Source organism: Bacillus salipaludis (assembly GCF_004358205.1).
Genome location: NZ_SMYO01000009.1, coordinates 55,028 through 78,956, shown reverse-complemented (window position 1 = coordinate 78,956; position 23,929 = coordinate 55,028). Strand labels below are relative to the sequence as shown.

The window sequence follows — 23,929 nt, the reverse complement described above, 5'->3', positions numbered from 1 at the left end:
CATTATTCCCCAGTGTTTTCAGGTGCAACTACTTTCCATATTGAGTTGACCTTACCATTTTCGCCTTCATCAAGGATAAACGACCCGTTTGAATAACGGTCACTTGAACGAATCTCTTCTGCGGTAATACTTTCTGTGTGCCCTTTTTCTGTTTGAATAAAAATCTTGTCATGTTCATTTGTTGTCACAAAGCCAATGACTCGATGTGGATTTGATTTTAGCTCCCTAAGGATGACAAGCCCTCGCTTTGCCCGCGATGCTTTTTCAAATTCCTTCAATTTCATCTTCTTAACAGATCCTCGCTGTGTCACGATGGTGATAGACTTATTACTATTTGGAGCGATCACCTTTCCTCCAACAACAAAGTCGTTGTCTTTTAGGTTAATCCCTTTTACACCCGCTGCGCGTGCCCCGACAATACTAATTTCTTCTTCAGCAAACCAAAGAGAATATCCAAGATGGGTGATTAGGAAGACATCCAGCGTACCATCTGTTAGATGAACATCAATGACTTGATCTTCCTCTTTTAGATTGATGCCGACTAGCGGCTTGGAGTAGCGCTGTGCTTTGTATGCTTTCAGTTCAGTTTTCTTCACCATACCATTTTTGGTTATAAAGACTAAATACGCATCCGCTTCGAAATCTTTTACTGGTATCGCCTTAATTATTTCTTCATCACGCTCAATTGGAATAATATTGGCGACATGCTGTCCAAGGTCCTTCCAGCGGATATCCGGAAGTTCATGAACAGGGCAGAATAGATAATTTCCCTTATTGGTGAAGAGAAGTAAAACATCTTTTGTGTTCATATCGAGCTGTGCTAATAAGCGGTCGGTATCCTTCATGGCCAAATCCTGCCCGTTTGATGCAGCATAAGAACGCTGGCTTGTCCGTTTCACATAGCCTTGTTTCGTAACGGTGACAATAACATCTTCGCTAGGAACCATAACTTCCAGATTAATTTTCAATTCTTCGATTTCCGCTTCAATTTTTGAACGGCGCTCATCAGCAAAGCGTTTTTTCACGTCTTTTAATTCCTTTTTAATCACGGAAAGGAGTTTTTTCTCGCTCGCCAAAATCGCTGTCCACTCCTCAATTTTCTTGGCTAGCTCTTCTGCTTCGCTTTGGAGTGCTGTAATATCTGTATTTGTTAAACGATAGAGCTGTAAAGAAACAATGGCTTCTGATTGCGGTTCGGTAAAGGCAAATTTTGCGATTAAGTTATCCTTCGCATCCCGCTTATCCTTTGATGCACGGATGGTGGCAATCACTTCATCGAGAATTGATAAAGCCTTCATTAAGCCTTCAACAATGTGCTGACGCTCCTTCGCCTTATTGAGCTCGAACTCAGTCCGTCTTGTCACCACTTCTTTTTGGTGTTCAATATAGGCATCCAGCAGTTCACGAAGGCCCATTTGTTTTGGCCGCTTATTATAAATCGCAACCATGTTAAAGTTATAGGTAACTTGCAAATCACTATTTTTATATAAGTAGTTTAATACGCCCTCTGCGTCTGCATCCTTTTTTAATTCAATGACAATTCTTAGCCCGGTACGGTCTGTTTCATCCCGAACCTCGGAAATTCCTTCAACTTTTCGGTCCAATCGAAACTCATCAATTTTTTTCACGAGATTTGCTTTATTGACTTCATACGGAATTTCCGTGATAACAATTTGCTGCTTGCCGCCGCGTATTTCCTCAATTTCGGCTTTACTGCGGACGATAATTTTTCCTTTACCAGTTTCATAGGCTTTTTTAATACCGTCAATCCCTTGAATAATTCCGCCGGTTGGAAAATCAGGCCCCTTGATGACGGTCATCAAATCCTCAACCGATACATCAGGCTGATCCATTTTCATAATAACACCATCAATGACTTCTCCAAGATGGTGTGGCGGTATTTCCGTTGCATATCCTGCAGAAATACCGGTTGACCCGTTTACGAGCAGGTTAGGAAACATGGCAGGTAATACGGTTGGTTCTTTTGACGTATCATCAAAGTTCGGAATAAACTCGACGGTGTGTTTTTCGATATCACGCAGGAGTTCCGCCGCAATGGCTGATAATCTTGCTTCAGTATAACGCATCGCTGCAGGCGGGTCGCCGTCGACGCTTCCGTTATTTCCATGCATTTCGACAAGGACATTGCGAACCTTCCAGTCCTGACTCATCCGCACCATTGCTTCATAAACAGAAGAATCACCATGAGGATGATAGTTACCGATGACGTTACCAACTGTTTTCGCTGATTTTCGAAATCCTTTATCGTGTGTATTGCCTTCCACATGCATGGCATAAAGAATTCTTCGTTGTACCGGTTTTAAACCATCACGTGCATCCGGCAGGGCACGCTCTTGAATAATGTACTTACTATATCTGCCAAAACGATCACCAAGTACATCTTCTAAAGGCAAGTCACGAAATTTTTCAGTTGCGCTCATCTTCAGTTTCCCCCTCAGCGACCATGATGTTTTCATTTTCTAGTATCGTGTCTTGCTCATCTAAGGTAAACGCCACATTGCTTTCAATCCATTTCCGGCGCGGTTCTACCTTGTCACCCATAAGTGTAGTCACACGGCGTTCTGCTCTGGCAAAATCGTCGATTTTCACTCGGATTAATGTTCGGGTCTCAGGGTCCATTGTTGTTTCCCAAAGCTGGTCTGCATTCATTTCACCAAGACCTTTATAGCGCTGGATAATATAGCCGCGGCCCACTTTTTTGATGGCTGTCTGTAGTTCATCCTCGTTCCATGCGTATTCGATTACTTCTTTTTTTCCAGTTCCTCTGCTCACTTTATATAATGGCGGAAGGGCAATAAACACTTTACCCGCCTCTAGAAGCGGCTTCATATAACGATAAAAGAAGGTCAGTAAAAGTACCTGAATATGCGCCCCGTCTGTATCGGCATCAGTCATGATGACGATTTTATCGTAGTTAATGTCCTCTACGTTAAAATCAGCACCCACACCGCCGCCAACCGCATGGATAATTGTATTGATTTCCTCATTTTTAAAAATATCAGCTAGTTTTGCCTTTTCGGTATTGATGACTTTACCTCGTAAAGGAAGTACTGCTTGGAAACGGCGGTCGCGACCTTGTTTAGCGGAACCGCCAGCAGAGTCACCCTCGACCAAATAAAGCTCATTTCTTTGGGGATTCCTTGATTGTGCAGGAGTAAGTTTACCGGAAAGCACGGCTTCTGAGCGCTTGCGCTTTTTCCCGCTTCTAGCATCTTCCCGGGCCTTTCTTGCTGCTTCTCGAGCCTGGTAGGCTTTAATTGATTTCTTAATAAGTAATGAGCTGATATCAGGATTTTCTTCTAGAAAATAAGAAAGATGTTCTGATACAACACCATCAACTGCGGACCTTGCTTCACTCGTCCCCAATTTTCCTTTGGTTTGTCCTTCAAACTGCAAAAGTTCCTCTGGAATGCGGACCGAGATAATCGCTGAAAGACCCTCGCGAATATCAGCACCGTCAAGATTTTTGTCCTTTTCCTTCAATAGTGCAACCTTGCGCGCATAATCATTGAACACACGGGTCATAGCCGTCTTTGACCCTGCTTCATGGGTGCCGCCATCTTTTGTTCGAACATTATTGACAAACGAAAGTACGTTTTCGGAATAGCCATCGTTAAATTGAAAGGCAAATTCGACTTCAATCCCGTTTTGGGCACCTTCAAAGCTGACGACAGGATGCAGAACATCCTTTTCCTCGTTTAAATATTCAACAAACGCTTCAATTCCATTTTCGTAATGAAATATTTCGTGGACATCATGGCGTTCATCATGAATTTCTATTTTTAAACCTTTTAAAAGAAAGGCTGATTCTCTTAACCTCTCACATAATATTTCAAAATTATAAGTAGTAGTCGAAAAGATAGTTGGATCCGGCTTAAAGTGAATGGTCGTACCCGTCTGATTGGTTTTACCGATTTTCTCAAGCGTGGTAACCGGCTTTCCTCCATGTTCAAAACGCTGTTCATAAACAAAACCGTCACGTTTGATCGTTACGGTTAACCATTCTGACAAAGCGTTTACGACGGAAGCGCCTACTCCGTGTAGCCCGCCGCTCGTTTTATAACCGCCTTGACCGAATTTTCCTCCGGCATGCAGGACCGTTAAGATAACCTCAGGTGTTGGCTTCCCCATTTTATGCATTCCTGTTGGCATCCCGCGTCCTTTATCTACAACACTGATGGAATTATCTTTGTGTATTTTAACGATGATTTGATCACCAAAGCCGCCAAGTGCTTCATCGACGGAGTTATCGACAATCTCATAAACGAGATGGTGCAGACCTCGGGAATCCGTACTGCCGATATACATACCGGGACGTTTCCGGACAGCCTCCAAACCTTCTAGCACTTGTATGGCATCATCATTATAATCAAAAGCTTGCTGAGTTCTTGCCACTAAAATACCCCTTTCATCCCTTACAAAAGAAAACATAATTCTGTTTGCATATCTAATTAGTAAATGAATCATTCGTTTAAAAGAATTAAAAATCCTTTAAAAATTTTAAAATAGAACGAATGTTTGCCGACTTTATTTTATCACATTTCTTGCGGCGTCTATGCTTAATTGTAGCGATTTATTTCGATTTGGCAAATACGTTCTCTAAAAGAACATTATTTTATCATCCATATTTGACAATTTCCTTGGAAAATAAAAATAAAAAAACTGCTGTTTTTTAGCAGTTTTTAAAGTCACCTTTATTATTTTGTTAACGCATGCTCAACCTTAATACAGCGGTCCATGATGACGGTATAACCCTTTTCCTTTAAAAATTGATAGGCTTCTTCATTCATGCATCCCTGCTGTGCCCAAAAGATATCGCTGTCAATTTCGTCAAATTCCTTGGCAACCTCCAATAATTGCTCAGAACGACGGAAGACATTGACAATATCAACATGTCCTTCGATATCCTTTAAGGAAGCTACCGCTTTTACACCAAGCGCTTCATCAATTGTTGGATTGACAGGAATGATCTCATACCCCGCCTTTTGCATGGCTTCGGATACCATGTATGAGGTACGATCCGGATTATTACTTAATCCAACCACTGCAATTCTCTTTGCTTTTTTTAATAGTGCGCCTAATTCTGCCCGGCTTGGATTTTCAATTGTCATTCATGCCACTTCCTTCATCTTTTTCTTTATTTTACCTCTTTCTCATGCGAAATCCAAAAAACAATGCTTATTTTTTCGTGTGTGTCTTGCATTTTGTAAGTTTTTCATATTGAGAATCACTTGAACCCATTCTTGAAGTGATTTTTGGAATGGAAAGTCGATATCGGGTTCCTTCACCGAAAGTGTCAGCAGTAATAGAACCATTCATGTTTTCAAGAATGACCTTGGTAATGTATAAGCCGAGTTTCGTATCCACGGACCAATTGGAATCACTTGCATCAAACATTTTTGATAGGAGTTCTGGTTCTGGTCCACCGGCATTATCCATGATTTCGGCGACAAGATGGTCGGTAGTTTCATTGATCGTGATAAATAATTTTCGATCTTTTATTTCATTATTTACAAATGTATCTCTTATATTGGTTAAGAGATTGAGGACCACCTGGCTAAATTCGTTAGAATATCCATAGGCCTTTTGCTGCTCCCGATACTCAAAGTAAACACGAATCTCGTGTTTTTTTAGAAAAAAGGAGAATATGGACAATGCTGCCTCAATCGATTCTGCTAGTGAAAACGCACATTTTTCTTTACTTTGACGATAAAATTTTCGAAAATCTTGAATCGTGCCTGCCAGAAAATCAATTAATATCATACTCTCATTGGTAAATTGGTCCATGTATTGGGCGTTCATTTCCCCAAATCTTTGTGCATCTCTTATGTCTTTGATTAAAAGTGACAAGTGGTTAAGGGGCTGGCGCCATTGATGCCCAATGCTTGCAAGGATTTCGCCCATCGCTGCATGTTTTGCTTGTTGAATCAGCATTTGGTCCTTTTGTCTGTTTTTTGTAATCTCATCTTGAATTCGGTTTTCTAACATTTGAATCATTGACTCATACTTTTCGGTTAGTTCTTGATAGGCATCATCACGATTCTCTAGCTTTTTCATAAACTACCACCGCCTTCATTGGTTGTTGATTATATGCAACAAACCGACCATTCCTTATGTCGAATTGGCCGGCTCTAATCTTTGAATTTTCCTTTTAATGGTTACTTAAATTATATTTTGGGATGTTGTTGCAAGCAATAAAGAATCAAATCTTTTGAAAAATCTCCATATTTTCGTAATGAAATTGCCTTTAATTGTTCTTTTTTGATTAGTTGCAGAGGTGATTTACGCTACAGGCACAAGCGGTTCGTGGGCGTTCCGGGGAGCCTCCTCGTCGCTTATGTGCCTGCGGGGTCTCCCCAGTTCCGTACTCCCACAGGACACTGAATTTGCTTCCTTGAATCCGCCAACGCTCGAAGAAAATGCGTTAGCATTTTCGAGGAGTCTTCGTGCCTTCCACTCTAATCATTATTGAACTTTAAAATAGCCTTTAATAAAAAATAACCAGCATTATGCCGGTTATTTTTTGGTGATGGATTTGTTTGTGTTCATGTTTAAGGCAACCCATGCATCTTTGTCTGCAAAGAATCTGGACCAGCTGGCGACACCTGCTAGGTCATATTTGGCTGCTAGGTCAGCCCGTTTTTTTAATGAAAGTTCATCCTCAATCCAAATTTTATACCTTATTTCCTCTTTTGCATCGTAGTATTCCGCATAGTTTTGACCGCTTTCCTCATCATAATTTGGCTTCAATTTCTTTTCCTTCAGCCATGAATTTACACGGTCCATTGTTAGTGCCTTTGCAGAAATCTTCTCAGTTCCATCCTTTTCCGTTTCAATCATCCATAGCCTAGCATATAAAGGCAAACCGAGAATCAACCGTTCATTCGGAAGCTCGGTTAATAATGACTGCAAATTCTTTTCAACCCACGGTAGACTGGCAACACTGCCCGCCCCCGAAGCTGCTCCCCAATGTTCGTCATATGCCATGACAATCAAATAATCAGCTAATTTGGAAAGCTTTTTTCGTTCATAAAAGGAGGACCAGTTGTTATTAACGCCTGCTGAGAAGGTAATATCCATAGAAACGATCAGCCCTGCTTCGTGCAAATAGGGGGCGGCTTCTCGCATCAATTGCGTGACCAATGGTCCATCTTCGCTATTAACATTTTCAATATCAAAATTAATTCCCTGCAGCTTGTACATTTTACTGAATAGCAGCAGTTGGCGGATGATTTTTTGACGAGTTTCATAGTCTTTTAGTGCATCATGGGTTAGTTCCGGGTCAAAGCCATTAGAAAACAATCCCCAAACCTGATAACCTTTTGATTTTGCCCATTTACTGTAGGCAAGGGAGGCAAGATTTTTAATCGACCCACCTTTGTCTTCAAGTGAAAACCATGTTGGTGAAACGACATTCACCCCTGCCATATCAGGAATATGCGATGGGTTAGGATTTTTTGCATAGACTGCTTCCCATGTTAATTGGACCGGTCCGTTTATTTTCTTAGGAGGTACCTGTTTACTTTCCCGATTAATTCTAATGGTTACCGTTTCCTGTTTATGGACAAAGTCTTTTTTGATATAGCCACTAATACCTGATTGGTTGCGAACGAGATAATATCCGTCTCTCTCTCCCTCTATCCAAACAGGTTCCTGTTTTTTCATTTGTACGGTATAGGGTGCCTTTAGTGATGGCTTTGTTCTAAGTCTTAGTTTTTCCTCGTTGGTATCGTCGGATATGAGTTGACCTTTTACCAGTTTCTCACCATTCCTTTGAATCCAGATAGCGTCACTATCTTGCAGTTTTCGATATTGGATCGGATATAAAAATAAGATAGGATCAAGAGCAACGAAAATTTCTCCATCATCTGTTTTAATCGGTGACATTTGCAGCTTAACCGGTTTCTGATTCACGAAATAGGTTAAGGAATCCGTAGGCATTTGTATGACTTTATCTGCCGTTGTGATAATGACCGAATGCGACTTTTCATCGTAGACAATGCTTTTATCGATATTTTCCTGTAATAAAGAAAGTGGAATATAAACAGTGGTCCCTTCAAGTAAGGCATTTCCCTCCTGCTGTTTATTAAATAGAATCGGATATGTACCATGAAAATAGGCCGTTTTTTCTTTCGATGCGAAAGGATAAAGGATTAAGAGAATCGAAGAAATAATCAGCAAAATGGCGATAACCAATCCACCTATCATCCATTTCGGTGATAATTTTTGATTCTTATAGTATTCAACGCGTGCCATGTTTCTTTTTCCCCCTTATGACTATCGTAAAGTATCGAAATGGAATTGAGAAGGTACTTTTTCCTTTTTCTGATAGAACTTTATCGGAAATCTACATTTTCGCTCTTAAAATAAAGGAAGGATGGCGTTTTCGTAAATCCATGATAAAATAAATACACTGGATCTATTTGTAGAAGGAGATAAAAGTAAATGGTTCAAATTATTTTGTGCATGATCCTTGCTTATTTGCTGGGCTCGATTCCGTCCGGGTTAATCATCGGAAAAGTATTCTATAAGACAGATATTCGTGAGCACGGCAGCGGTAATTTAGGTGGAACGAATACCTTTCGAACACTGGGTGTAAAAGCTGGACTGGCTGTGACACTTGCAGATATATTAAAAGGCACCCTAGCAGCCTACCTGCCGCATATTTTTGGTCTTGATTTAAATGTATTAATCTTTGGGATTTTTGCGATTATCGGTCATACCTATCCGATTTTCGCCGGCTTCCGCGGCGGAAAAGCAGTGGCCACATCAGCCGGTGTCCTGTTATGCTATGCTCCGCTTCTATTTTTAACGGTATTGGTTGTCTTTTTTATCAGTTTGTATATCACAAAATATGTTTCACTTTCATCAATGATTGCAGGTGTGTGCGCAGTGATTTATGCAATTTTTCTTAAGGACATTCCTTTAATAATTGTCGTCATTTTTATGGCCACGTTTGTTATTTATCGTCATCGGGCAAATATTAAACGGATTATCAATAAAACAGAGCCGAAAGTGAAATGGCTGTCACGTAATCATTGAACAAGAGCACAAAGCTCTTGTTTTTTTCATAAAATCTTCAAATTCGCTGCCATAAAAATGATAGGAACTACGATAAGATAGATGTAAGGGCTATCATATTATGGAGGGATTTTTATGCAGAGTGTGAAAGAACTGATTAGTTTTTCAACAACAATTTCAGAAAGTACAGACCCAAACGAGTTTTTAATTCAATTTTCCTCCTGTGAATCTTTTAATGAGCGCGAAAAGCCGATTAAGCTGACAAAAAACTTTGATGAATTAATTGATTTTCTTGAAGAACTGGAACAATGAAAAAAGTGGAGCGTTTATGCTCCACTTTAAATTTTTAATAGTTGAAAACGGTTTTTTCCAAGTACATCTTTGACATAATCAAGCTTTGTATGATCAAAGTAGACATAATCTTTTTCATGAATAAGGATTTTTAAATCGTCAAATGTAAACAATTGGTCACCTTGTATTTTCCGCTCTTCCAGAGACAGATTAAGCTTTGGACCCCCTCAGCCAATTCCCATTGTTAAGCGAACGAACAGCTCTTCATCAGGCGTCTGTTTTTCGGACTCTACAATCTTCTGTAAAACTTGCCCGGCACTGCCAGTGATTTTAAACATCGTCACAACTCCTAAGTTTTTATTTAATAATTCGACAAAAAACTGTAAAATAATACATATATATTATCTCAATCAGTATATTTTTAAAACGAATATGCTTAATTCCACATAGTAAGGAGCAAGTATGAAAAAGAAAACACCTATTTTATCGATTTTTATTATTATTTTCTGCGTTTGCATCGCCGCCGTTCTTGTGATTCAGCAACGCCAAAATCAAAAAGCTGATGCAAAGGTTCATCTGACAAACCTAAATTCTCTCCGGTCACAGCCTGTGTTGGGGCGCAGTGTTAGTGAGAAAATAACCATTGGGGCTATCGGCGATATACTGATGCACGATCGAGTCTATCAGTATACGTACAATGGGCACCGATACAATTTTGACCCGCTATTTTCAGATGTGAAAAGTTTACTTCAAAAGCCTGACATATTGACAGCCAATCAAGAAAGTACATTGGGCGGGCTAAAACTTGGACTCTCAAGCTACCCAACATTTAATAGTCCGCATGAGGTTGCCGATGCGCTTGTACATACTGGTGTTGATATTGTTTCCACTGCGAATAACCATTCCTTAGATAAGGGTGAAAGAGGAATTGACTCGGAAGCGAAATATTTAAACAGTATTGGTCTTCCGCATGTTGGCAGCTTTATTGACGAAGAGGACCGCCAAAAATTAAGAATTCTTGATAAAAATGGAATCAAAATTGCGTTTCTTGCTTATACCTACGGGACAAACGGGATTCCTATTCCGGATGATAAGGATTTTCTTGTGAATCTTATTAATCGCGATCTAATGAAAGACGAAATCCATCGGGCGAAAAAAATAGCCGATGTTGTAGTAATGAGCATTCATTGGGGGAATGAATATCAACGCTTTCCTACTGACGAGCAAAAGAATTTAGCTCAATTTCTGGCAGACGAAGGTGCAGACATTATTTTCGGTTCCCATCCACATGTCTTGCAGCCAATGGATTGGATTAAAACAAAGGACGGGCGGAAGGCATTTGTCGTTTACTCATTAGGTAATTTTATTTCCGGCCAATCCAAAGATTACAAAGACATCGGGGGTCTAGCCACCATTGATATTTCTAAACAGGTTTCGGAAGAAGGCACTTCCATCACCTTATCAAATCCGCGCTTTTACCCAACCTTTGTATCAAAAAAGAAACATTATAAAGTTTATCCAATGGAAAAAGCCGGCCCATTCGGTCTCTCCAATCCCGAAGCAAAATATAAAGAAATCCAAAATCATATGTTTCAATGGCTCCGTTAATTCGGAGTCTTTTATTTTTTGAGAAGGTATTTTACTCGATTTCTGTGAAGAATAGCAATATAATGTGTGGTATGGATTTAGAAAGGAGTTTCACATGAATATTCAAATTAGCAAGGAAGCGGCGGCTTGGTATAAAGAGGAACTCGGCTTAGCAAATGGTGATTATCTACGGTTTTTTGCTCGTTATGGCGGGTGCAGCAACGTACAAAGCGGTTTCTCATTAGGAGTTTCCAATGAAGAACCGATTAATTTAGCTGTAAAAAAAGAGGCTGAAGGGATTACCTTTTATATTGAAGAAAAAGATGAATGGTATTTCGATGAGCATGACCTAGTCGTTGAACTTCCAGCTGGATCTGATGAGCCTGTGATTGATTACAAAAAGGCTACACTTTAATTTTTTAGGGAAGAACGTAATTGAGGTATATCCGTCCGAGATTTTGGAAGGACTCTATTATTGGATTGTTAGTGAATTTTGTCCTTCCAGGATAGTTGGAAGGACACTTTTTTTGATATTCAAGAGATTTTTGTCTTTCCAGGATTGCCGGAAGGACACTTTTTTTGATATTCAAGAGATTTTTGTCTTTCCAATATTGCCGGAAGGACACTTTTTTTATATTCAAGAGATTTTTGTCTTTCCAGGGTTGCCGGAAGGACACTTTTTATAAATTCCAGCAAATTTTGTCCTTCCGCTCCAAGGATAAAATTCACTCCCAAATATGATCAAGCAGGCCTTCTGCTTGGAGTATTTCCTTTTGCCGCTTGCCAAGCAGGTCAAAATGGGAATAGCCATCCTTTCGGTGATCAATCCATTCCTTTTTAAGTCCGTATTTACTACCCCATTCTGCTAATTTTTCCAGATCATTACAGCCTACTTTGGTAACGGTTTTGTATTCTGGGAAGCGCTCATCAAGCCAATAATGGGTCAAAAAAGCAATTTCACCGTGATCAATTTTCCGTTTCCACTCATTCAGTTCGTCTCTTCTAATCCCAAACGCCATCCCTGCTCACCCCAGTTACAGATTACTTTTTCTTAATTTCCTCGTATTTCAAAAACCATTCCGGAAATGCCTTCTTAAAAGAAGTTGGCCGGAAATTCTCTTTTTTAACAATGATATGGGTGGTGGTGCCAGTTGCACAAACTTCTTCTTCCCCATTTACAATCGAATATCCGTATACGGTTTTAATGCCATCGTTCAATTCCACCCATGTTTTCACAAACCCCTTATCTCCATAGCGGAGAGGTTTTTTATAGGTACACTGAACATCATAAACAGGAGCAAAATAACCGGCTTCCTCCATAGCAACATAGTTATAGCCAAGGTCTTCAATGATGCCTGTCCGGCCAAGCTCAAAAAATTTTAGGTAATTTGCGTGATAGATGACTCCCATGGCATCTGTATCCGCATAGTAAAGCTGAATTTCTCTTGTTGAAACAAAATATTGATCCACTTTCAACCATTCCTTTTATTTAATTTCTATTTTTTTTAAGGCGACCGTTACATCTTCAGGCGTAATAAAATTGACCTGGTCCGCTAGTTCTTCAACTAATCGTTCCTTCATCAGCCTTAGTGCCTGAGCTTGAATCATTTCATCTACCAAGTTTGTTGCAAAACGCCCATTACCATTGAATTTTTTCGCATCAAGAGTATCTTTTAATAATTCACGAGCTTCACTTATGATTTGATATTGAAACCCTTCTGCATAGGCGTCCATGATTGCTAACAGTTCTTCCGGTGAATAATCAGGGAAAAGAAAGAACTTCTTAAATCTTGACCTTAGTCCTGGATTACTTTCGAGGAGATGGTCCATTTCATTCGGGTAACCTGCCAGAACCACCACAAGATTTTCGTTTTGCTTCGTCATTTCGTCCACCAGTGTATCGATGACTTCTTTTCCAAAATCCTGGCTAGAGTGCCCTAGCAAGGAGTAAGCTTCATCAATAAAAAGAACTCCCCCTAATGCTTCTCTGATTTTCTTTTTCGTTTTACTAGCCGTTTGTCCCACGTATCCGGCCACAAAATCTGCCCGGCTGGCAACGATTAAATGGCCTCTTTTTAAAATGCCGCAATCCCGTAAGAGTTCAGCATAGATTTGTGCTACCGTGGTTTTACCTGTTCCGGGATTTCCGGTAAAAACTGCATGTAGCTGAATAGGAACGGTTGGAAGCTTTTGCTTTCTTCGATATTGCTGCATTTTAACAAAGGAGATGAGGGATTGAATCTCATCTTTTAATGATTCCAGTCCAATTAAACGGCCTAATTTATCATAGGGGGAAACCATATTCTCCGTTTTTTCAATTAAGAAGTCTTCTTTTCCCAGGATCATGAAATGAAAAAATTCCGGAATATTTTCTTTGGAGCCCTTTTTAAAAATAGCATCTAAAACTATGTTGCGGACGGTCCTGGCGTTCCCAAAAGTATCATCCACCCTTTCTTTCTCCAGCCGATGCTGAATCTCGATTTTGGCGTCTTCAGTCAGAATATAGTCATTCTCATCCGCAATTTTTTCAGCAATCATCACTAACTCTTCATTTGAATAGTTTGGTAAGTGGAGAAGATTGGATTGTGGAAAGCGGCTTCGTAATCCAGGATTGGCATCTAAAAACGAGCGCATCTCTTCCGGATAGCCGGCTAAAATAACGGCAAATCTTCCGCCAAATTCCTGCCCTGTCATAAGTGAAACGAGCGTGTCAATCGCTGTTTGACCATAGTCATTTCCAGCCTGCCCGTCGCGTTTCAAGCTATAAGCTTCGTCAATAAAAAGCACTCCGCCAATCGCCCGTTCCACAACTGCCCGGACATTTTCTTCCGTTTGACCAACATAGGAGCCTACTAATTGTGCACGGTCCACTTCGATTACTTCCTCCCTCGGTAAAACTCCGAGCTCGTGATAGATCCTGGCAAGTAGTCGAGCAATGGTTGTTTTACCGGTTCCGGGATTTCCGGTTAAGACCATATTAAGAATTAACTCATCCTTTATGTGAAAGCCATGTTCTTTGCGGTGTTTTTGATATTTCAAAAACCGGTAAAAATCATTTACTCGTTTTTTCACTTGTTCCATGCCAATCATTTCATTTAATTGGTCAAGTGCATTTTTTTCAAGTTTTCTTTCCTGCGGTTCTTTCTCGAGGAAAACTGTCTGCCACCGCTTTTTTAAATCTTCTAATGCGGATAATTGGGTTTTTAATTCCTCGTAATAGGTGGATGTATGAAAGACTCCTGTAATCGATTGATCGTATTCTATTGCTGCTTTGTGGAGGTCTCCAACGATTTTAACGGCTTCTTGAAGATATTCGGAAAGTAATTGGTACTTTTCATAGAGCTCTATGTTATCAATTGTTGAAGCAATGTCCCTATTGTTTTCGAGTTCTTTTAGATGCTCATCCGTTTCTTCTAAAAAAACTGTGCAAATATGTATATATTCTTCTGCAATTTTCTTTTTAGCTGTCCGATTATCTGTTTCTCTAATGGAGGGAAAGGAAAGTGGGATAAATAAATGCTCTTTCTTTTTCCATTCAAATTGGATGAAAAATTCTTTTGCTTGTGAATTGGTTGGATCTAATTCAAGAGCTTTCTCCATCATGAGGACAGTAAGAGTTTGCTGCTTTTTGCGGCCAATCCGTGAAAGAGCAGTAAGGGTAAGCAGTTTTGAAAGAAGCTGTGGATTGCTTTCCTTATGTAATGCCTCGATTAGTTGGCTTTCCTCTGCAACATAGCCTTTATTACTCAGCTCGGTTTCCCAGTTTACCATTTCTTGTTGAATCACCTTCATCACTTCTTTTTCCTAATTTCCTTTTCTATATTACCATAAGCACTAATGATTCAGGAAATTAAAAAGAAAGACCTGCCGCAAAGGACAGGTCTCCGATTATTGATTGATTTCATCCTGAATTTCAGATTTAAATGATTGAATACTTTCACGGCGGCGATCATTTTTTGCTTCGATTTGCTGGCGTTGTGTTTCGCTGTCGGTAAATTGTAGGGATTCTTCTGCTTGATGGATATTTTGTTCTGTGTCTGCAATCATCTTTTGTAATTTTTCAGCGTTATCGCTGCGATCATCTGGTTTTGGCTGGTTGTTATAAGTCATTTTTAATTCCTCCAATTAAAGTTGTTCGTGATACAGATATAGTTTGTAACGAAGCGCGAAAAATATCACAAAAAATTTAAAACAAAAAAAGACCCGCTGCTAAGTAGTTAGCGACGAGTCTCGATTTCATTATTCGCCTTTTGTTTGGATTACCTGGGCGTGTTTGCCAGATGTATCCTGCATTTTTTTTCCTTTGTTTCCGCCAAAGCCACGTGATTGTGTACCAATATGGTTAGGAACAAAATGTTCACCTTTTCCATTTGCATTCGTCATTTATATCCCTCCTCATATACAGTTTAACCTGTTTAGAGGAGTTCATAATTGGTAATGACTGAAAGTTTACTCAGCTTTTCCGAGGCGTTTTGCTTCAATTCGTTCTTCGATTTTTTCCAATGCAGCATGGTCCTTCATTAATTGATTTTTATTTTCAGAGACAAGCTCTGCAAAGGAGCGTTTTCTAGGTTTTCTCATGTCTTTCACCTTCCTTACTCACTATTCTATCAGGTATTATTCCCGAAAACCGATGAAATTATTACAACTTTTTGAAAATTTTATTTTTTAAAACAGCTAAAAGAAAAACATTGGCTAGTTGGCCAATGTTTTAATGTAACTTATTTGCAAATTGTTTCATTTGGGCTAATTCCATTCCACCGGTAAATTTATTTTCAATTATTCCTTTTCTGTTAATAAAATACGTTGTGGGTATTGATAAAATTTGATATGTCTCATTTACATGATCGTCCGCATCAAGAAGAATCGGGAACGTAATTTTATTTTTATTAACAAAACCTTTGACATCTAATTGCGGATCAATATTAACGGCAAGAATAACAAGGTCTTTATCTTTTTCTTTATAGAATTTTTCCATAGCAGGCATTTCTGCTTTACAAGGAGGGCACCAGGTTGCCCAGAAATTTAGCATGACTTTCTTTCCTCTTAAATCAGAAAGCTTAATTTTATCACCTGTAAGGGTTTTTAATTCAAAATCAGGTGCTTGTGCCCCGACTTTCAGTCCATCTTGAGCAGTTGTTTGTGTTGTTGTGCTTTCGGGTTCTGACTTTTTATCCATCGCTTGAACAATTGCTACTGTAAGCAAAGTGATTAATACGACTGCGGCAATTACTTTTTTAACCATCCCCGAAACCTCCTTTGTCCCAATGTTGTGCTATTTCGATTTTACACTATAAACTCTGTTGAAACAAAGATTGGATATGCCAAATCTGTGAACATTTCCTGTTCAAAAGAAAAAGCAAGCTCAGGTGGCTTGCTTTAATTCTGTATTTTTAAAGCTTCTATCACATTTTTCGATACCTTTTCAACAATCAAATTTAAATCATGTTCAGATAATGTGTATTCTACACCCTTTGATTTTTTAATGGCGTGGGAACCTTCAGGAGCGTCAGAACCAATTGGTGTTTCGCCCATGATTCCCATTGCCCTTTTCATATCCACAAGTCTCTGTACGTGCTTTTTCGAAAGTTCACGATCACCACTAATTTGTTTACTAATCCAATTTATTTTTGCGCTAAATTCAAGTGATTCCATCAAATAATAGGCATGCTCTAAACTTGTTCCCCATGTCAGGGCGCCGTGATTTTCGAGGAGCACCCCTTGATGGGTATGCACATGCTTTTTAACGGCATTTGGGATTTCCTCCGTTGATGGTGTACCATATTCCGCAATCGGAATCTTCCCTAAGTAAACAACCGATTCGGGCATAATGGCTTGATCAAGCGGGATTCCGGCAATCGCAAATGCGGTTGCATAAGGTGGGTGAACATGAACAACAGAATGAATATCTGGACGTTCTCGATAGACTAGCAGATGCATTTTCATTTCGGAAGTGGGTTTAAAATCCCCTTCAAGAACATTACCCTGACCATCGACCTTCACAATCATTTCCGGTGTCATATACCCTTTACTCATCCCGGTAGGTGTAATGAGGAATTCGTTCTCGCTGATACGAGTGGAAATGTTGCCGTCATTGGCGGCAACAAAGCCTTTTTGATAAACCCTTTTTCCAATTTCACATATTTGCTGCCTAAATTTAATTTCCGTAATCATCGGCATCCTGCCTTCCATTCTTTATCATTGAAAAAGTTTTGGAAGCTCTCCTTCGTAGTTACCTGATAGTATGCCCTTTTCTGTAATAATAGCTGTAACGAATTCGTGCGGGGTCACATCAAATGCCGGGTTGAATACTTTTACACCCTCAGGAGCAGTTCTTTTCCCAAATCCCTCAGTAATTTCTGATGCATCCCTTTCTTCGATTGGAATATCAGCACCTGTTTTCGTTTCTAAGTCGATGGTTGAAATCGGAGCAGCAACATAAAAAGGTATATTATGTGCCTTTGCCAGCAAGGCAACTCCATACGTACCAATTTTATTCGCGACATCACCATTTGCAGCTACACGGTCACAGCCGACGATTACCGCCTGTACCCAGCCTTTTTGCATGACCATTGCCGCCATATTATCAGTTATTAAGGTTACATCAATTCCTGCTTGCATCAGTTCCCATGCTGTTAAACGTGCGCCTTGCAGAAGTGGGCGAGTTTCATCGGCGAATACTTTTATATCCCAGCCTTGTTCTTTTGCTAAATAAAGCGGCGCTAGTGCTGTACCGTACCTTGCTGTGGCAATTCCTCCTGCATTACAGTGGGTAAGGATGCCCATCCCGTCATGTAAAAGGGTTAGTGCATTCTCACCAATGGTCCGGCAAACTTCTTCATCTTCGTTTCGAATGAAGTGTGCTTCTTGTTCAAGTGCTTCCTTTATTTGTGCTACAGGATGTGCTTTTTCCTTTTGAACCCTCTCATTCATCCTTTTAAGCGCCCAGAATAAATTCACTGCCGTTGGTCTTGAGGTCGCCAGGTAATCTGATTGCTTTTTAAAAACAGTATAAAAAACATCAAATGAATGATCTGGGGCATTCTTTATTCCGAGCAATAAACCATACGCAGCGGCAATCCCAATGGCAGGTGCTCCGCGAACCTTTAATTGCTTTATGGCATCCCAGGCATCCTCGATTTTTGTAATCTCTAGAAATTCCGTTACATTAGGAATTTTTGTTTGGTCAAGTATTTTCAATACACCATTTTCGAAGAAAACTGATTGTATAAATGTTTCTGTCATGTTTAACCCATCTCCTCTTTAATCTAAACAAATACTCGAATTTCATGAATGATTGCTTCCATTGTAATTTTATCAATATCTTCGATAGATGCAAGACTTTTCATTATCGTGGAAATTAACCGAAAATTATAATCCCTTTATAGACAATATCGTGTCTGAGAGGATCAATCATCTATGGTATAGGACTTTATAGACAAATCACTACCAAAACCAGAAAAACTATCTATAATTGATTGGTTAAGCGCTTTTTTTGTGCAATGAGCTCTTTGAACTCCCGGTCTAATACAAAATAGTTCGGGTGTTTTTGATCAAGCAGCGATAATTCCCCAAGAACGGTGGCGAGCCGATTTTCAATCACCATTAATTCCTCTTTAATGCTGACATTTGGATTTGATTTTTCCTTATTTAAATATTCTTCTGGCTTCATTTCCATCCGCTTGATTTTATGATTTTCAAACACCAAAAGCTTATCACAAATCTTATTAAGAAAATAATAGTCATGAGATACTGTAATAATTGTTCCTGTAAACTCATTCAAAGTATTTTCTAATTGCTCCCTGCTTGGCAAGTCAAGATGATTGGTTGGCTCATCGAGGATAAGGACATCATATTCCTTCATTAACATATCAACTAATTTCACTCTTGTTCTTTCTCCTAAACTGAGTGTACCGATTGGCTTGGTAATGAGCTCCTCTTTTAACCCAAGGTTGGCTAATAGGGTTCTCGCACGAAAGATATCCTCCCGTTCCGTAAAACCTAATGCATCAATGGCTGTTGTTTCTTCTTGCAGATCATGAACATCTTGACTAAGATAAGCAATTTTAATGGATTGACTTTTCCAAAGTGTCCCTTTCGTGGGCGGTTCTTGGCCTAATACCATGCGAAGTAACGTGGTTTTACCGCAGCCATTTTCTCCCAACAAACCGATCCTTTCCCCATAGTTTATATAAAATTTAGCGTCCTGGAATAGGTTACGGTTGTCATAGGTTTTCGTTAAGTCCTTCGCCTCAATAATTCGCTTCCCTCTTTTTCCATCGGCTTCAAACTGAAAGCTGACCACTGCTTCCTCTGAAGGTTTATCAATTTTATTTTTATTTAGTTCATTTTGGAGTCGTTTATTTTTTGATTTGACCTGACTATCGCGCTTTTTTGCTTTAACACGGTGATATTCTTTAGTCCCAAAATCTCTACCCTGTTTTGTTGAATTCTGGTGCGCTTTATCAGACCAGGACTTTAATTGTTCCATCTGCCCTTCAATTTCTTCCTGCTTTTTCTTCTGGACAGTATATTTGTGAAGCTGGTCCTCAGTCCGTTTTTGTTTTTCTTTGCGAAACTCACTATAATTCGCGTTATAAAAATGAAGTTTTTTATTTTCAATTTCAAAAATTCGATTGATGGTTTCATCTAAAAAGTAGCGGTCGTGCGAGATGATCAAAATCGGTCCTGGGAACTTTTTTAATTCCGAAATTAACCACTTAATTCCTTTAAAATCTAAATGATTTGTTGGCTCATCGAGTATTAAAAAATCAGGTTTGCTGGACCAAATAAGGGAAAGAGCAAGCTTTAATTTCTCGCCTCCACTTAAATGCTGCAACCGATGTTCCTCCCAATCATAAACCTTTTCAAGGCCAAGCTGACTAGTGTGTTCTAATAAATCCTTTTTATCTACAATAGCCTCGACAAAATTTGTAAATTCATAATCAATCGATTGTGTTAAATAACCAATCTTACATTCCTTTATATATTCAACCGTTCCACTATCAGGTTTTAACCGGCCCATAATGAGATTCGCCAAGGTGGTCTTTCCAGTGCCATTGTAGCCAACTAAACCAATTCTTTCTCCCATCTTTATATCAAAATGAACATTGTCTAATATTTTTCTTAATTCAAAGCTTTTTTCTAATCCAGTTACCTTTAAAACGGTCAAAGATTCTTTAACCATAAAAAAACTCCCTTCCTTGAACCTGAAGAGAGTTTTGTCGCAATCATTAGAATTTCCCTAAAATGCACATTAAATAACCTTTAAGGCATAAAAAGGTAAAATCAAATTATGGACGTAAAAAGGACAGACTAATCCTATTCTTCAGGTTCATCATTTTCGTTTATTCGAAATATGAGCTGAATCATAAGATTAATACTTCATTTCCTCTTTATCATTCCTTTTCGTTTAGTACATCTATAATATGGTATTCTCTTTGAAATTGTCAATCAATTTCTTCTGTAAAAAAACACCATGCTAATAAAAGCATGGTGTTTTTGAAATATAATTACGCTTCTTGTAATTTTTCACGTAATACCATTTGTAGGATACCGCCGTGACGATAGTAGTCGATTTCAACTTCAGAGTCGAAACGTACAACTACTTCGAATTCTTTCTTGTTACCAGCTTCGTCAGTCGCAGTAACTTTTAGAAGATCACGTGGTTTTACGTTTTCGTCTACTTGCACTTCGAATGTTTCTTTACCAGTTAGACCAAGAGTTTCAGCGTTGTCGCCCTCTTTAAATTGAAGTGGAAGTACGCCCATTAACACAAGGTTAGAACGGTGAATACGTTCAAAGCTTTCAGCAAGAACTGTTTTGATGCCTAAAAGATTCGTACCTTTGGCAGCCCAGTCACGTGAAGAGCCCATTCCGTAATCTTTACCAGCAATAACCATTAAGCCAGTGCCGTTTTCTTTGTATTTCATGCAAGCATCGTAGATTGATGTAACTTCGCCAGTTGGCCAGTAAGTTGTGAAGCCGCCTTCTGTGCCAGGAGCAATTTGGTTACGAATACGGATGTTCGCAAATGTTCCGCGCATCATCACTTCATGGTTACCACGGCGAGAACCGTAAGAGTTAAAGTCACGTGGCTGAACGCCTTTTTCTAATAGATATTTACCAGCTGGAGTATTTTTACCAATAGCTCCTGCAGGTGAAATATGGTCAGTTGTTACAGAATCGCCGAACTTACCAACAATACGAAGACCTGTTAAAGGTTCTACTTTGCCAGGCTCTGGTGATAATCCCTCAAAGAATGGAGGATTTGCAATATAAGTAGAATCTTCATCCCAAGTATATAATGGCTCATTGCTTGTTTTGATTTCGTTCCAACGTTCGTTGTCACCAAAGACATTTTCATATTCTTTACGGAATAGTTCTGGAGTAACAGTACGTTTAACAACATCATTTACTTCAGCAGTAGATGGCCAAACATCCTTGAAGAATACATCGTTGCCATTTTTATCTTTTCCGATTGGCTCGTTAGCAAAGTCAATGTTCACTGTACCAGCAAGTGCATATGCAACAACTAACGGTGGTGAAGCAAGGTAGTTTGCTTTTACAAGCGGATGAATCCGGCCTTCAAAGTTACGGTTACCTGAAAGTACAGAGGTAACTAATAGGTCGTTTTCAGCGATTGTTTTTTCGATTTCTTCTTTTAATGGACCGGAGTTACCGATACATGTTGTACAGCCGTAACCAACAAGGTTGAAGCCGATTTGCTCTAGGTATGGAAGTAAGCCGGAATCACGAAGGTAACCAGTTACAACTTTAGATCCTGGTGCTAAAGAAGTTTTTACAAACTTAGGAACTTCCATTCCAAGTTCAACAGCTTTCTTCGCAACAAGTCCTGCACCAACTAAAACGTATGGGTTAGATGTATTTGTACAGCTTGTAATCGATGCAATTGCAACTGCACCTGTTTTAATATCTGCTTCGTCGCCATTATTAAACTTAATGGTTGCAGACTTCTCAAGTTCGTCAGCTTGTAAGCCAAAGCCTTGGTTTCCTTGAGGAGCAGATACCGCTTTAACGAACTCTTCTTTCATTTTTGAAAGAGGAATTAAATCTTGTGGACGCTTAGGACCAGAAAGATTCGCTTCAATCTCAGAAAGGTCGATTTCGATTACACTTGTATAAACAGGCTCAACAGATGGATCAAAGAATAATCCGTTTGCTTTGCAATATTGTTCTACAACATTAATTTGTTCTGCATCACGGCCAGTTAAGCGTAAGTATTCAATGGATTCCCCATCGATTGGGAAGAAACCACATGTTGCACCATATTCAGGAGCCATGTTTGCGATGGTAGCGCGGTCAGCAAGTGGTAATGTAGATACCCCAGGTCCAAAATATTCTACGAATTTACCAACTACACCATGCTTACGAAGTACTTGTGTTACTTTCAGTGCAAGGTCAGTTGCAGTTGCTCCGTTTGGAAGCTCACCTACTAATTTAACCCCAACAACTTCAGGAACAGGGAAATATGAAGGCTGTCCAAGCATTCCAGCTTCAGCCTCGATACCGCCAACACCCCATCCAAGTACGCCAAGACCATTGATCATAGTTGTATGAGAGTCAGTACCTACTAATGTATCTGGGTAAGTTTCTAATTCACCGTCTACATTAGCTACATGAACAACATCTGCTAAGAACTCTAAGTTTACTTGGTGAACGATACCAGTTGCTGGCGGCACGGCACGGTAGTTGTTGAAGGATTTTTGCGCCCAGCTTAAGAATTGGTAGCGCTCAGCATTACGTTCGAATTCATAATCCATGTTAATTCTTAATGAATCAGCTGAACCATATGCATCTACTTGTACAGAGTGGTCAATAACAAGATCAACTGTTTTTTCTGGATTAATTTTGTCTGGGTCTCCGCCAAGGTCAGCCATTGCTTTTCTTAAGGAAGCAAGGTCAACGACAGCGGGAACGCCTGTGAAGTCTTGAAGAATAACACGAGCTGGTTTAAAAGGCACATCTACTTCTTTTAACTCGTTTGTTCCCCATTTTGCTAAGTTTTCAACATGCTCTTTTGTAATAACTCGGCCATCATATTGGCGAAGTACTGATTCAAGTAGTACTTTTACGGAATAAGGTAATTTCGAAACATTTCCAATACCAGCTTCTTCTAACGCATTTAAACGATAATAGTGATAACGTTTGCCGTTTGCTTCAAAAGAAGATTTTGCGTTATAAACATCATTTTTTACCATGAGTTTAACCCCCTCATTCTTAACTAAATACAAAAATAAACGAAAAGTGTGAATATTCCCTTTTACCCCAACTTTTCTCACAATTCTTATCTTAATACAACCTTTAACATAAGTAAATATCAAGAAAGTTATTGTAGTCGATAAGTTTTTCTTATGCTCTTTCATAAAAAGAGTTCGAAATATTTTGAAAATGTTATAGGGCTAAGATGATTCTCATTTGTCGGGAATTCTTTGTATTCGTTATTATTATGTCAAAAAAACTTTTTGATGTCATGTTTTTAGATCCAAAGGAAATATTAACAGATAAGGAGGTGGTTGGTATGGGAAAACGCAAAGCGAATCATGTCATTCCTGGTGCAAATGCAGCCAGTGCTCAAGGACAAGGGGCAGGCTTTAATGAAGAAATGGCAAAAGAGCCGTTGACAGTAAAAGAAAGAATGAACAATAAAAAGCGAAAGAAGAATCAGTAAAAGCAGGAGGTCTCCCCCCTGCTTTTATTTTTCCTATTTTTATTGGTTTACTTCTGAAACCATTGATTGAAGATCTTGCTGGAAGCGTTCCAGCTGGGCTCTTTGGTGTTCAGAGGCAACTTCTAATGCGTTTTCAATTTGCTGATACGCTTCATTCACTTCATCTTTCAAATGCTTCAGCTGATGACCGTAGCTTGCACTATCGGTAACAATATCATAATAAAGACCTTGAGCATTTTCATATCCCTGCTGGGCAGCCTGGAAAGCCTGTTGTTTGTCCTTATGGTAAGGATTTTTTTGCATATCTATGTTTCACCC

Annotated in this window: 23 protein-coding genes; 5 read left to right on the top strand and 18 right to left on the bottom strand. The window is 39.3% G+C overall.

Features of this window, described 5'->3' with window-relative positions:
- Positions 1 to 2 precede the first annotated feature (2 nt).
- From parC to E2K98_RS19105, 5 genes are all read right to left on the bottom strand, one after another.
- Entirely contained in the window at positions 3 to 2,441 is a 2,439-nt protein-coding gene (gene parC, locus E2K98_RS19125; protein ID WP_133336922.1) for a DNA topoisomerase IV subunit A, read from the bottom strand.
- Entirely contained in the window at positions 2,428 to 4,416 is a 1,989-nt protein-coding gene (gene parE / locus E2K98_RS19120) for a DNA topoisomerase IV subunit B (RefSeq protein WP_133336920.1), read from the bottom strand. The genes parC and parE overlap by 14 nt, the downstream gene beginning before the upstream one ends.
- Before the next feature lie 302 nt (positions 4,417 to 4,718).
- Entirely contained in the window at positions 4,719 to 5,132 is a 414-nt protein-coding gene (locus E2K98_RS19115) for a CoA-binding protein (protein ID WP_133336918.1), read from the bottom strand.
- A 67-nt stretch (positions 5,133 to 5,199) separates the two neighbouring features.
- Positions 5,200 to 6,078 (bottom strand): sensor histidine kinase, encoded by an 879-nt coding sequence (locus tag E2K98_RS19110; protein ID WP_133336915.1) that lies wholly within the window; start codon positions 6,076 to 6,078, stop codon positions 5,200 to 5,202.
- A 459-nt stretch (positions 6,079 to 6,537) separates the two neighbouring features.
- On the bottom strand, positions 6,538 to 8,277 hold the full coding sequence (locus E2K98_RS19105; RefSeq protein ID WP_133336913.1) for a glycosyl hydrolase family 18 protein: 1,740 nt from the start codon (positions 8,275 to 8,277) through the stop codon (positions 6,538 to 6,540).
- A gap of 189 nt (positions 8,278 to 8,466) precedes the next feature.
- Between E2K98_RS19105 and plsY the strand changes: the two genes are divergently transcribed.
- Positions 8,467 to 9,063 (top strand): glycerol-3-phosphate 1-O-acyltransferase PlsY, encoded by a 597-nt coding sequence (gene plsY, locus E2K98_RS19100; protein ID WP_133336911.1) that lies wholly within the window; start codon positions 8,467 to 8,469, stop codon positions 9,061 to 9,063.
- A gap of 114 nt (positions 9,064 to 9,177) precedes the next feature.
- Positions 9,178 to 9,354: a hypothetical protein gene (locus E2K98_RS31080; RefSeq protein ID WP_165976320.1), complete on the top strand. Its 177-nt coding sequence runs from the start codon at positions 9,178 to 9,180 to the stop codon at positions 9,352 to 9,354.
- Positions 9,355 to 9,380: 26 nt separating this feature from the next.
- Here the strand turns inward: E2K98_RS31080 and E2K98_RS32100 are convergent, their stop codons facing one another.
- Positions 9,381 to 9,506, bottom strand: a complete 126-nt coding sequence (locus E2K98_RS32100) for a hypothetical protein (protein ID WP_268884115.1) — start codon at positions 9,504 to 9,506, stop codon at positions 9,381 to 9,383.
- Between the two features lie 289 nt (positions 9,507 to 9,795).
- Between E2K98_RS32100 and E2K98_RS19095 the strand changes: the two genes are divergently transcribed.
- Together E2K98_RS19095 and E2K98_RS19090 are read left to right on the top strand one after the other, a co-directional pair.
- On the top strand, positions 9,796 to 10,941 hold the full coding sequence (locus tag E2K98_RS19095; protein ID WP_133336909.1) for a CapA family protein: 1,146 nt from the start codon (positions 9,796 to 9,798) through the stop codon (positions 10,939 to 10,941).
- A 94-nt stretch (positions 10,942 to 11,035) separates the two neighbouring features.
- The gene (locus tag E2K98_RS19090) at positions 11,036 to 11,335 is read left to right on the top strand and encodes a HesB/YadR/YfhF family protein (protein WP_133336907.1); all 300 of its coding nucleotides are present in this window, start codon (positions 11,036 to 11,038) and stop codon (positions 11,333 to 11,335) included.
- A 310-nt stretch (positions 11,336 to 11,645) separates the two neighbouring features.
- On the opposite strand, the gene E2K98_RS19085 is transcribed toward E2K98_RS19090, so the two are convergent.
- The 11 genes from E2K98_RS19085 to acnA form a co-directional block, all read right to left on the bottom strand.
- Positions 11,646 to 11,939 (bottom strand): hypothetical protein, encoded by a 294-nt coding sequence (locus E2K98_RS19085; protein WP_133336905.1) that lies wholly within the window; start codon positions 11,937 to 11,939, stop codon positions 11,646 to 11,648.
- 22 nt (positions 11,940 to 11,961) lie between these two features.
- On the bottom strand, positions 11,962 to 12,390 hold the full coding sequence (locus E2K98_RS19080; protein WP_035424694.1) for an acyl-CoA thioesterase: 429 nt from the start codon (positions 12,388 to 12,390) through the stop codon (positions 11,962 to 11,964).
- 15 nt (positions 12,391 to 12,405) lie between these two features.
- Complete coding sequence (locus E2K98_RS19075) at positions 12,406 to 14,712, bottom strand: AAA family ATPase (RefSeq protein WP_133336903.1); 2,307 nt, start codon at positions 14,710 to 14,712, stop codon at positions 12,406 to 12,408.
- A gap of 96 nt (positions 14,713 to 14,808) precedes the next feature.
- Positions 14,809 to 15,030 (bottom strand): small acid-soluble spore protein Tlp, encoded by a 222-nt coding sequence (tlp, locus tag E2K98_RS19070; RefSeq protein ID WP_026576410.1) that lies wholly within the window; start codon positions 15,028 to 15,030, stop codon positions 14,809 to 14,811.
- Between the two features lie 129 nt (positions 15,031 to 15,159).
- Positions 15,160 to 15,303: an acid-soluble spore protein N gene (locus E2K98_RS19065; protein ID WP_026576411.1), complete on the bottom strand. Its 144-nt coding sequence runs from the start codon at positions 15,301 to 15,303 to the stop codon at positions 15,160 to 15,162.
- Between the two features lie 66 nt (positions 15,304 to 15,369).
- Positions 15,370 to 15,501, bottom strand: a complete 132-nt coding sequence (locus E2K98_RS19060; RefSeq protein ID WP_026576412.1) for an FbpB family small basic protein — start codon at positions 15,499 to 15,501, stop codon at positions 15,370 to 15,372.
- A 130-nt stretch (positions 15,502 to 15,631) separates the two neighbouring features.
- Positions 15,632 to 16,165 carry a redoxin domain-containing protein gene (locus E2K98_RS19055; protein WP_133336901.1) on the bottom strand — a complete coding sequence of 178 codons (534 nt, stop codon included), beginning with the start codon at positions 16,163 to 16,165 and terminating at the stop codon, positions 15,632 to 15,634.
- Between the two features lie 134 nt (positions 16,166 to 16,299).
- Positions 16,300 to 17,094 carry a class II aldolase/adducin family protein gene (locus E2K98_RS19050; RefSeq protein WP_133337234.1) on the bottom strand — a complete coding sequence of 265 codons (795 nt, stop codon included), beginning with the start codon at positions 17,092 to 17,094 and terminating at the stop codon, positions 16,300 to 16,302.
- Between the two features lie 24 nt (positions 17,095 to 17,118).
- Positions 17,119 to 18,165, bottom strand: coding sequence for an S-methyl-5-thioribose-1-phosphate isomerase (gene mtnA / locus E2K98_RS19045; protein WP_133336899.1), 1,047 nt, complete (start codon positions 18,163 to 18,165; stop codon positions 17,119 to 17,121).
- Positions 18,166 to 18,388: 223 nt separating this feature from the next.
- The gene (abc-f, locus tag E2K98_RS19040; RefSeq protein ID WP_133336897.1) at positions 18,389 to 20,107 is read right to left on the bottom strand and encodes a ribosomal protection-like ABC-F family protein; all 1,719 of its coding nucleotides are present in this window, start codon (positions 20,105 to 20,107) and stop codon (positions 18,389 to 18,391) included.
- Between the two features lie 325 nt (positions 20,108 to 20,432).
- Positions 20,433 to 23,141 (bottom strand): aconitate hydratase AcnA, encoded by a 2,709-nt coding sequence (gene acnA / locus E2K98_RS19035; RefSeq protein WP_133336895.1) that lies wholly within the window; start codon positions 23,139 to 23,141, stop codon positions 20,433 to 20,435.
- 320 nt (positions 23,142 to 23,461) lie between these two features.
- On the opposite strand from acnA, the gene sspO reads away from it, so the two are divergent.
- A complete protein-coding gene (sspO, locus tag E2K98_RS19030) occupies positions 23,462 to 23,611 on the top strand; it encodes a small acid-soluble spore protein O (RefSeq protein WP_133336893.1) in 150 nt (49 codons plus the stop codon).
- Positions 23,612 to 23,650: 39 nt separating this feature from the next.
- On the opposite strand, the gene E2K98_RS19025 is transcribed toward sspO, so the two are convergent.
- Positions 23,651 to 23,914 carry a hypothetical protein gene (locus E2K98_RS19025; RefSeq protein WP_026576419.1) on the bottom strand — a complete coding sequence of 88 codons (264 nt, stop codon included), beginning with the start codon at positions 23,912 to 23,914 and terminating at the stop codon, positions 23,651 to 23,653.
- Positions 23,915 to 23,929 lie beyond the last annotated feature (15 nt).

Bases quoted from the DNA above. Each gene is read 5' to 3' on its own strand.
- parC (WP_133336922.1), bottom strand. From the start codon at position 2,441: ATGAGCGCAACTGAAAAATTTCGTGACTTGCCTTTAGAAGATGTACTT.
- E2K98_RS19115 (WP_133336918.1), bottom strand. From the start codon at position 5,132: ATGACAATTGAAAATCCAAGCCGGGCAGAATTAGGCGCACTATTAAAA.
- E2K98_RS19110 (WP_133336915.1), bottom strand. From the start codon at position 6,078: ATGAAAAAGCTAGAGAATCGTGATGATGCCTATCAAGAACTAACCGAA.
- E2K98_RS19105 (WP_133336913.1), bottom strand. From the start codon at position 8,277: ATGGCACGCGTTGAATACTATAAGAATCAAAAATTATCACCGAAATGG.
- plsY (WP_133336911.1), top strand. From the start codon at position 8,467: ATGGTTCAAATTATTTTGTGCATGATCCTTGCTTATTTGCTGGGCTCG.
- E2K98_RS31080 (WP_165976320.1), top strand. From the start codon at position 9,178: ATGCAGAGTGTGAAAGAACTGATTAGTTTTTCAACAACAATTTCAGAA.
- E2K98_RS19095 (WP_133336909.1), top strand. From the start codon at position 9,796: ATGAAAAAGAAAACACCTATTTTATCGATTTTTATTATTATTTTCTGC.
- E2K98_RS19090 (WP_133336907.1), top strand. From the start codon at position 11,036: ATGAATATTCAAATTAGCAAGGAAGCGGCGGCTTGGTATAAAGAGGAA.
- E2K98_RS19085 (WP_133336905.1), bottom strand. From the start codon at position 11,939: ATGGCGTTTGGGATTAGAAGAGACGAACTGAATGAGTGGAAACGGAAA.
- E2K98_RS19075 (WP_133336903.1), bottom strand. From the start codon at position 14,712: ATGAAGGTGATTCAACAAGAAATGGTAAACTGGGAAACCGAGCTGAGT.
- tlp (WP_026576410.1), bottom strand. From the start codon at position 15,030: ATGACTTATAACAACCAGCCAAAACCAGATGATCGCAGCGATAACGCT.
- E2K98_RS19065 (WP_026576411.1), bottom strand. From the start codon at position 15,303: ATGACGAATGCAAATGGAAAAGGTGAACATTTTGTTCCTAACCATATT.
- E2K98_RS19060 (WP_026576412.1), bottom strand. From the start codon at position 15,501: ATGAGAAAACCTAGAAAACGCTCCTTTGCAGAGCTTGTCTCTGAAAAT.
- E2K98_RS19055 (WP_133336901.1), bottom strand. From the start codon at position 16,165: ATGGTTAAAAAAGTAATTGCCGCAGTCGTATTAATCACTTTGCTTACA.
- E2K98_RS19050 (WP_133337234.1), bottom strand. From the start codon at position 17,094: ATGATTACGGAAATTAAATTTAGGCAGCAAATATGTGAAATTGGAAAA.
- mtnA (WP_133336899.1), bottom strand. From the start codon at position 18,165: ATGACAGAAACATTTATACAATCAGTTTTCTTCGAAAATGGTGTATTG.
- abc-f (WP_133336897.1), bottom strand. From the start codon at position 20,107: ATGGTTAAAGAATCTTTGACCGTTTTAAAGGTAACTGGATTAGAAAAA.
- acnA (WP_133336895.1), bottom strand. From the start codon at position 23,141: ATGGTAAAAAATGATGTTTATAACGCAAAATCTTCTTTTGAAGCAAAC.
- sspO (WP_133336893.1), top strand. From the start codon at position 23,462: ATGGGAAAACGCAAAGCGAATCATGTCATTCCTGGTGCAAATGCAGCC.
- E2K98_RS19025 (WP_026576419.1), bottom strand. From the start codon at position 23,914: ATGCAAAAAAATCCTTACCATAAGGACAAACAACAGGCTTTCCAGGCT.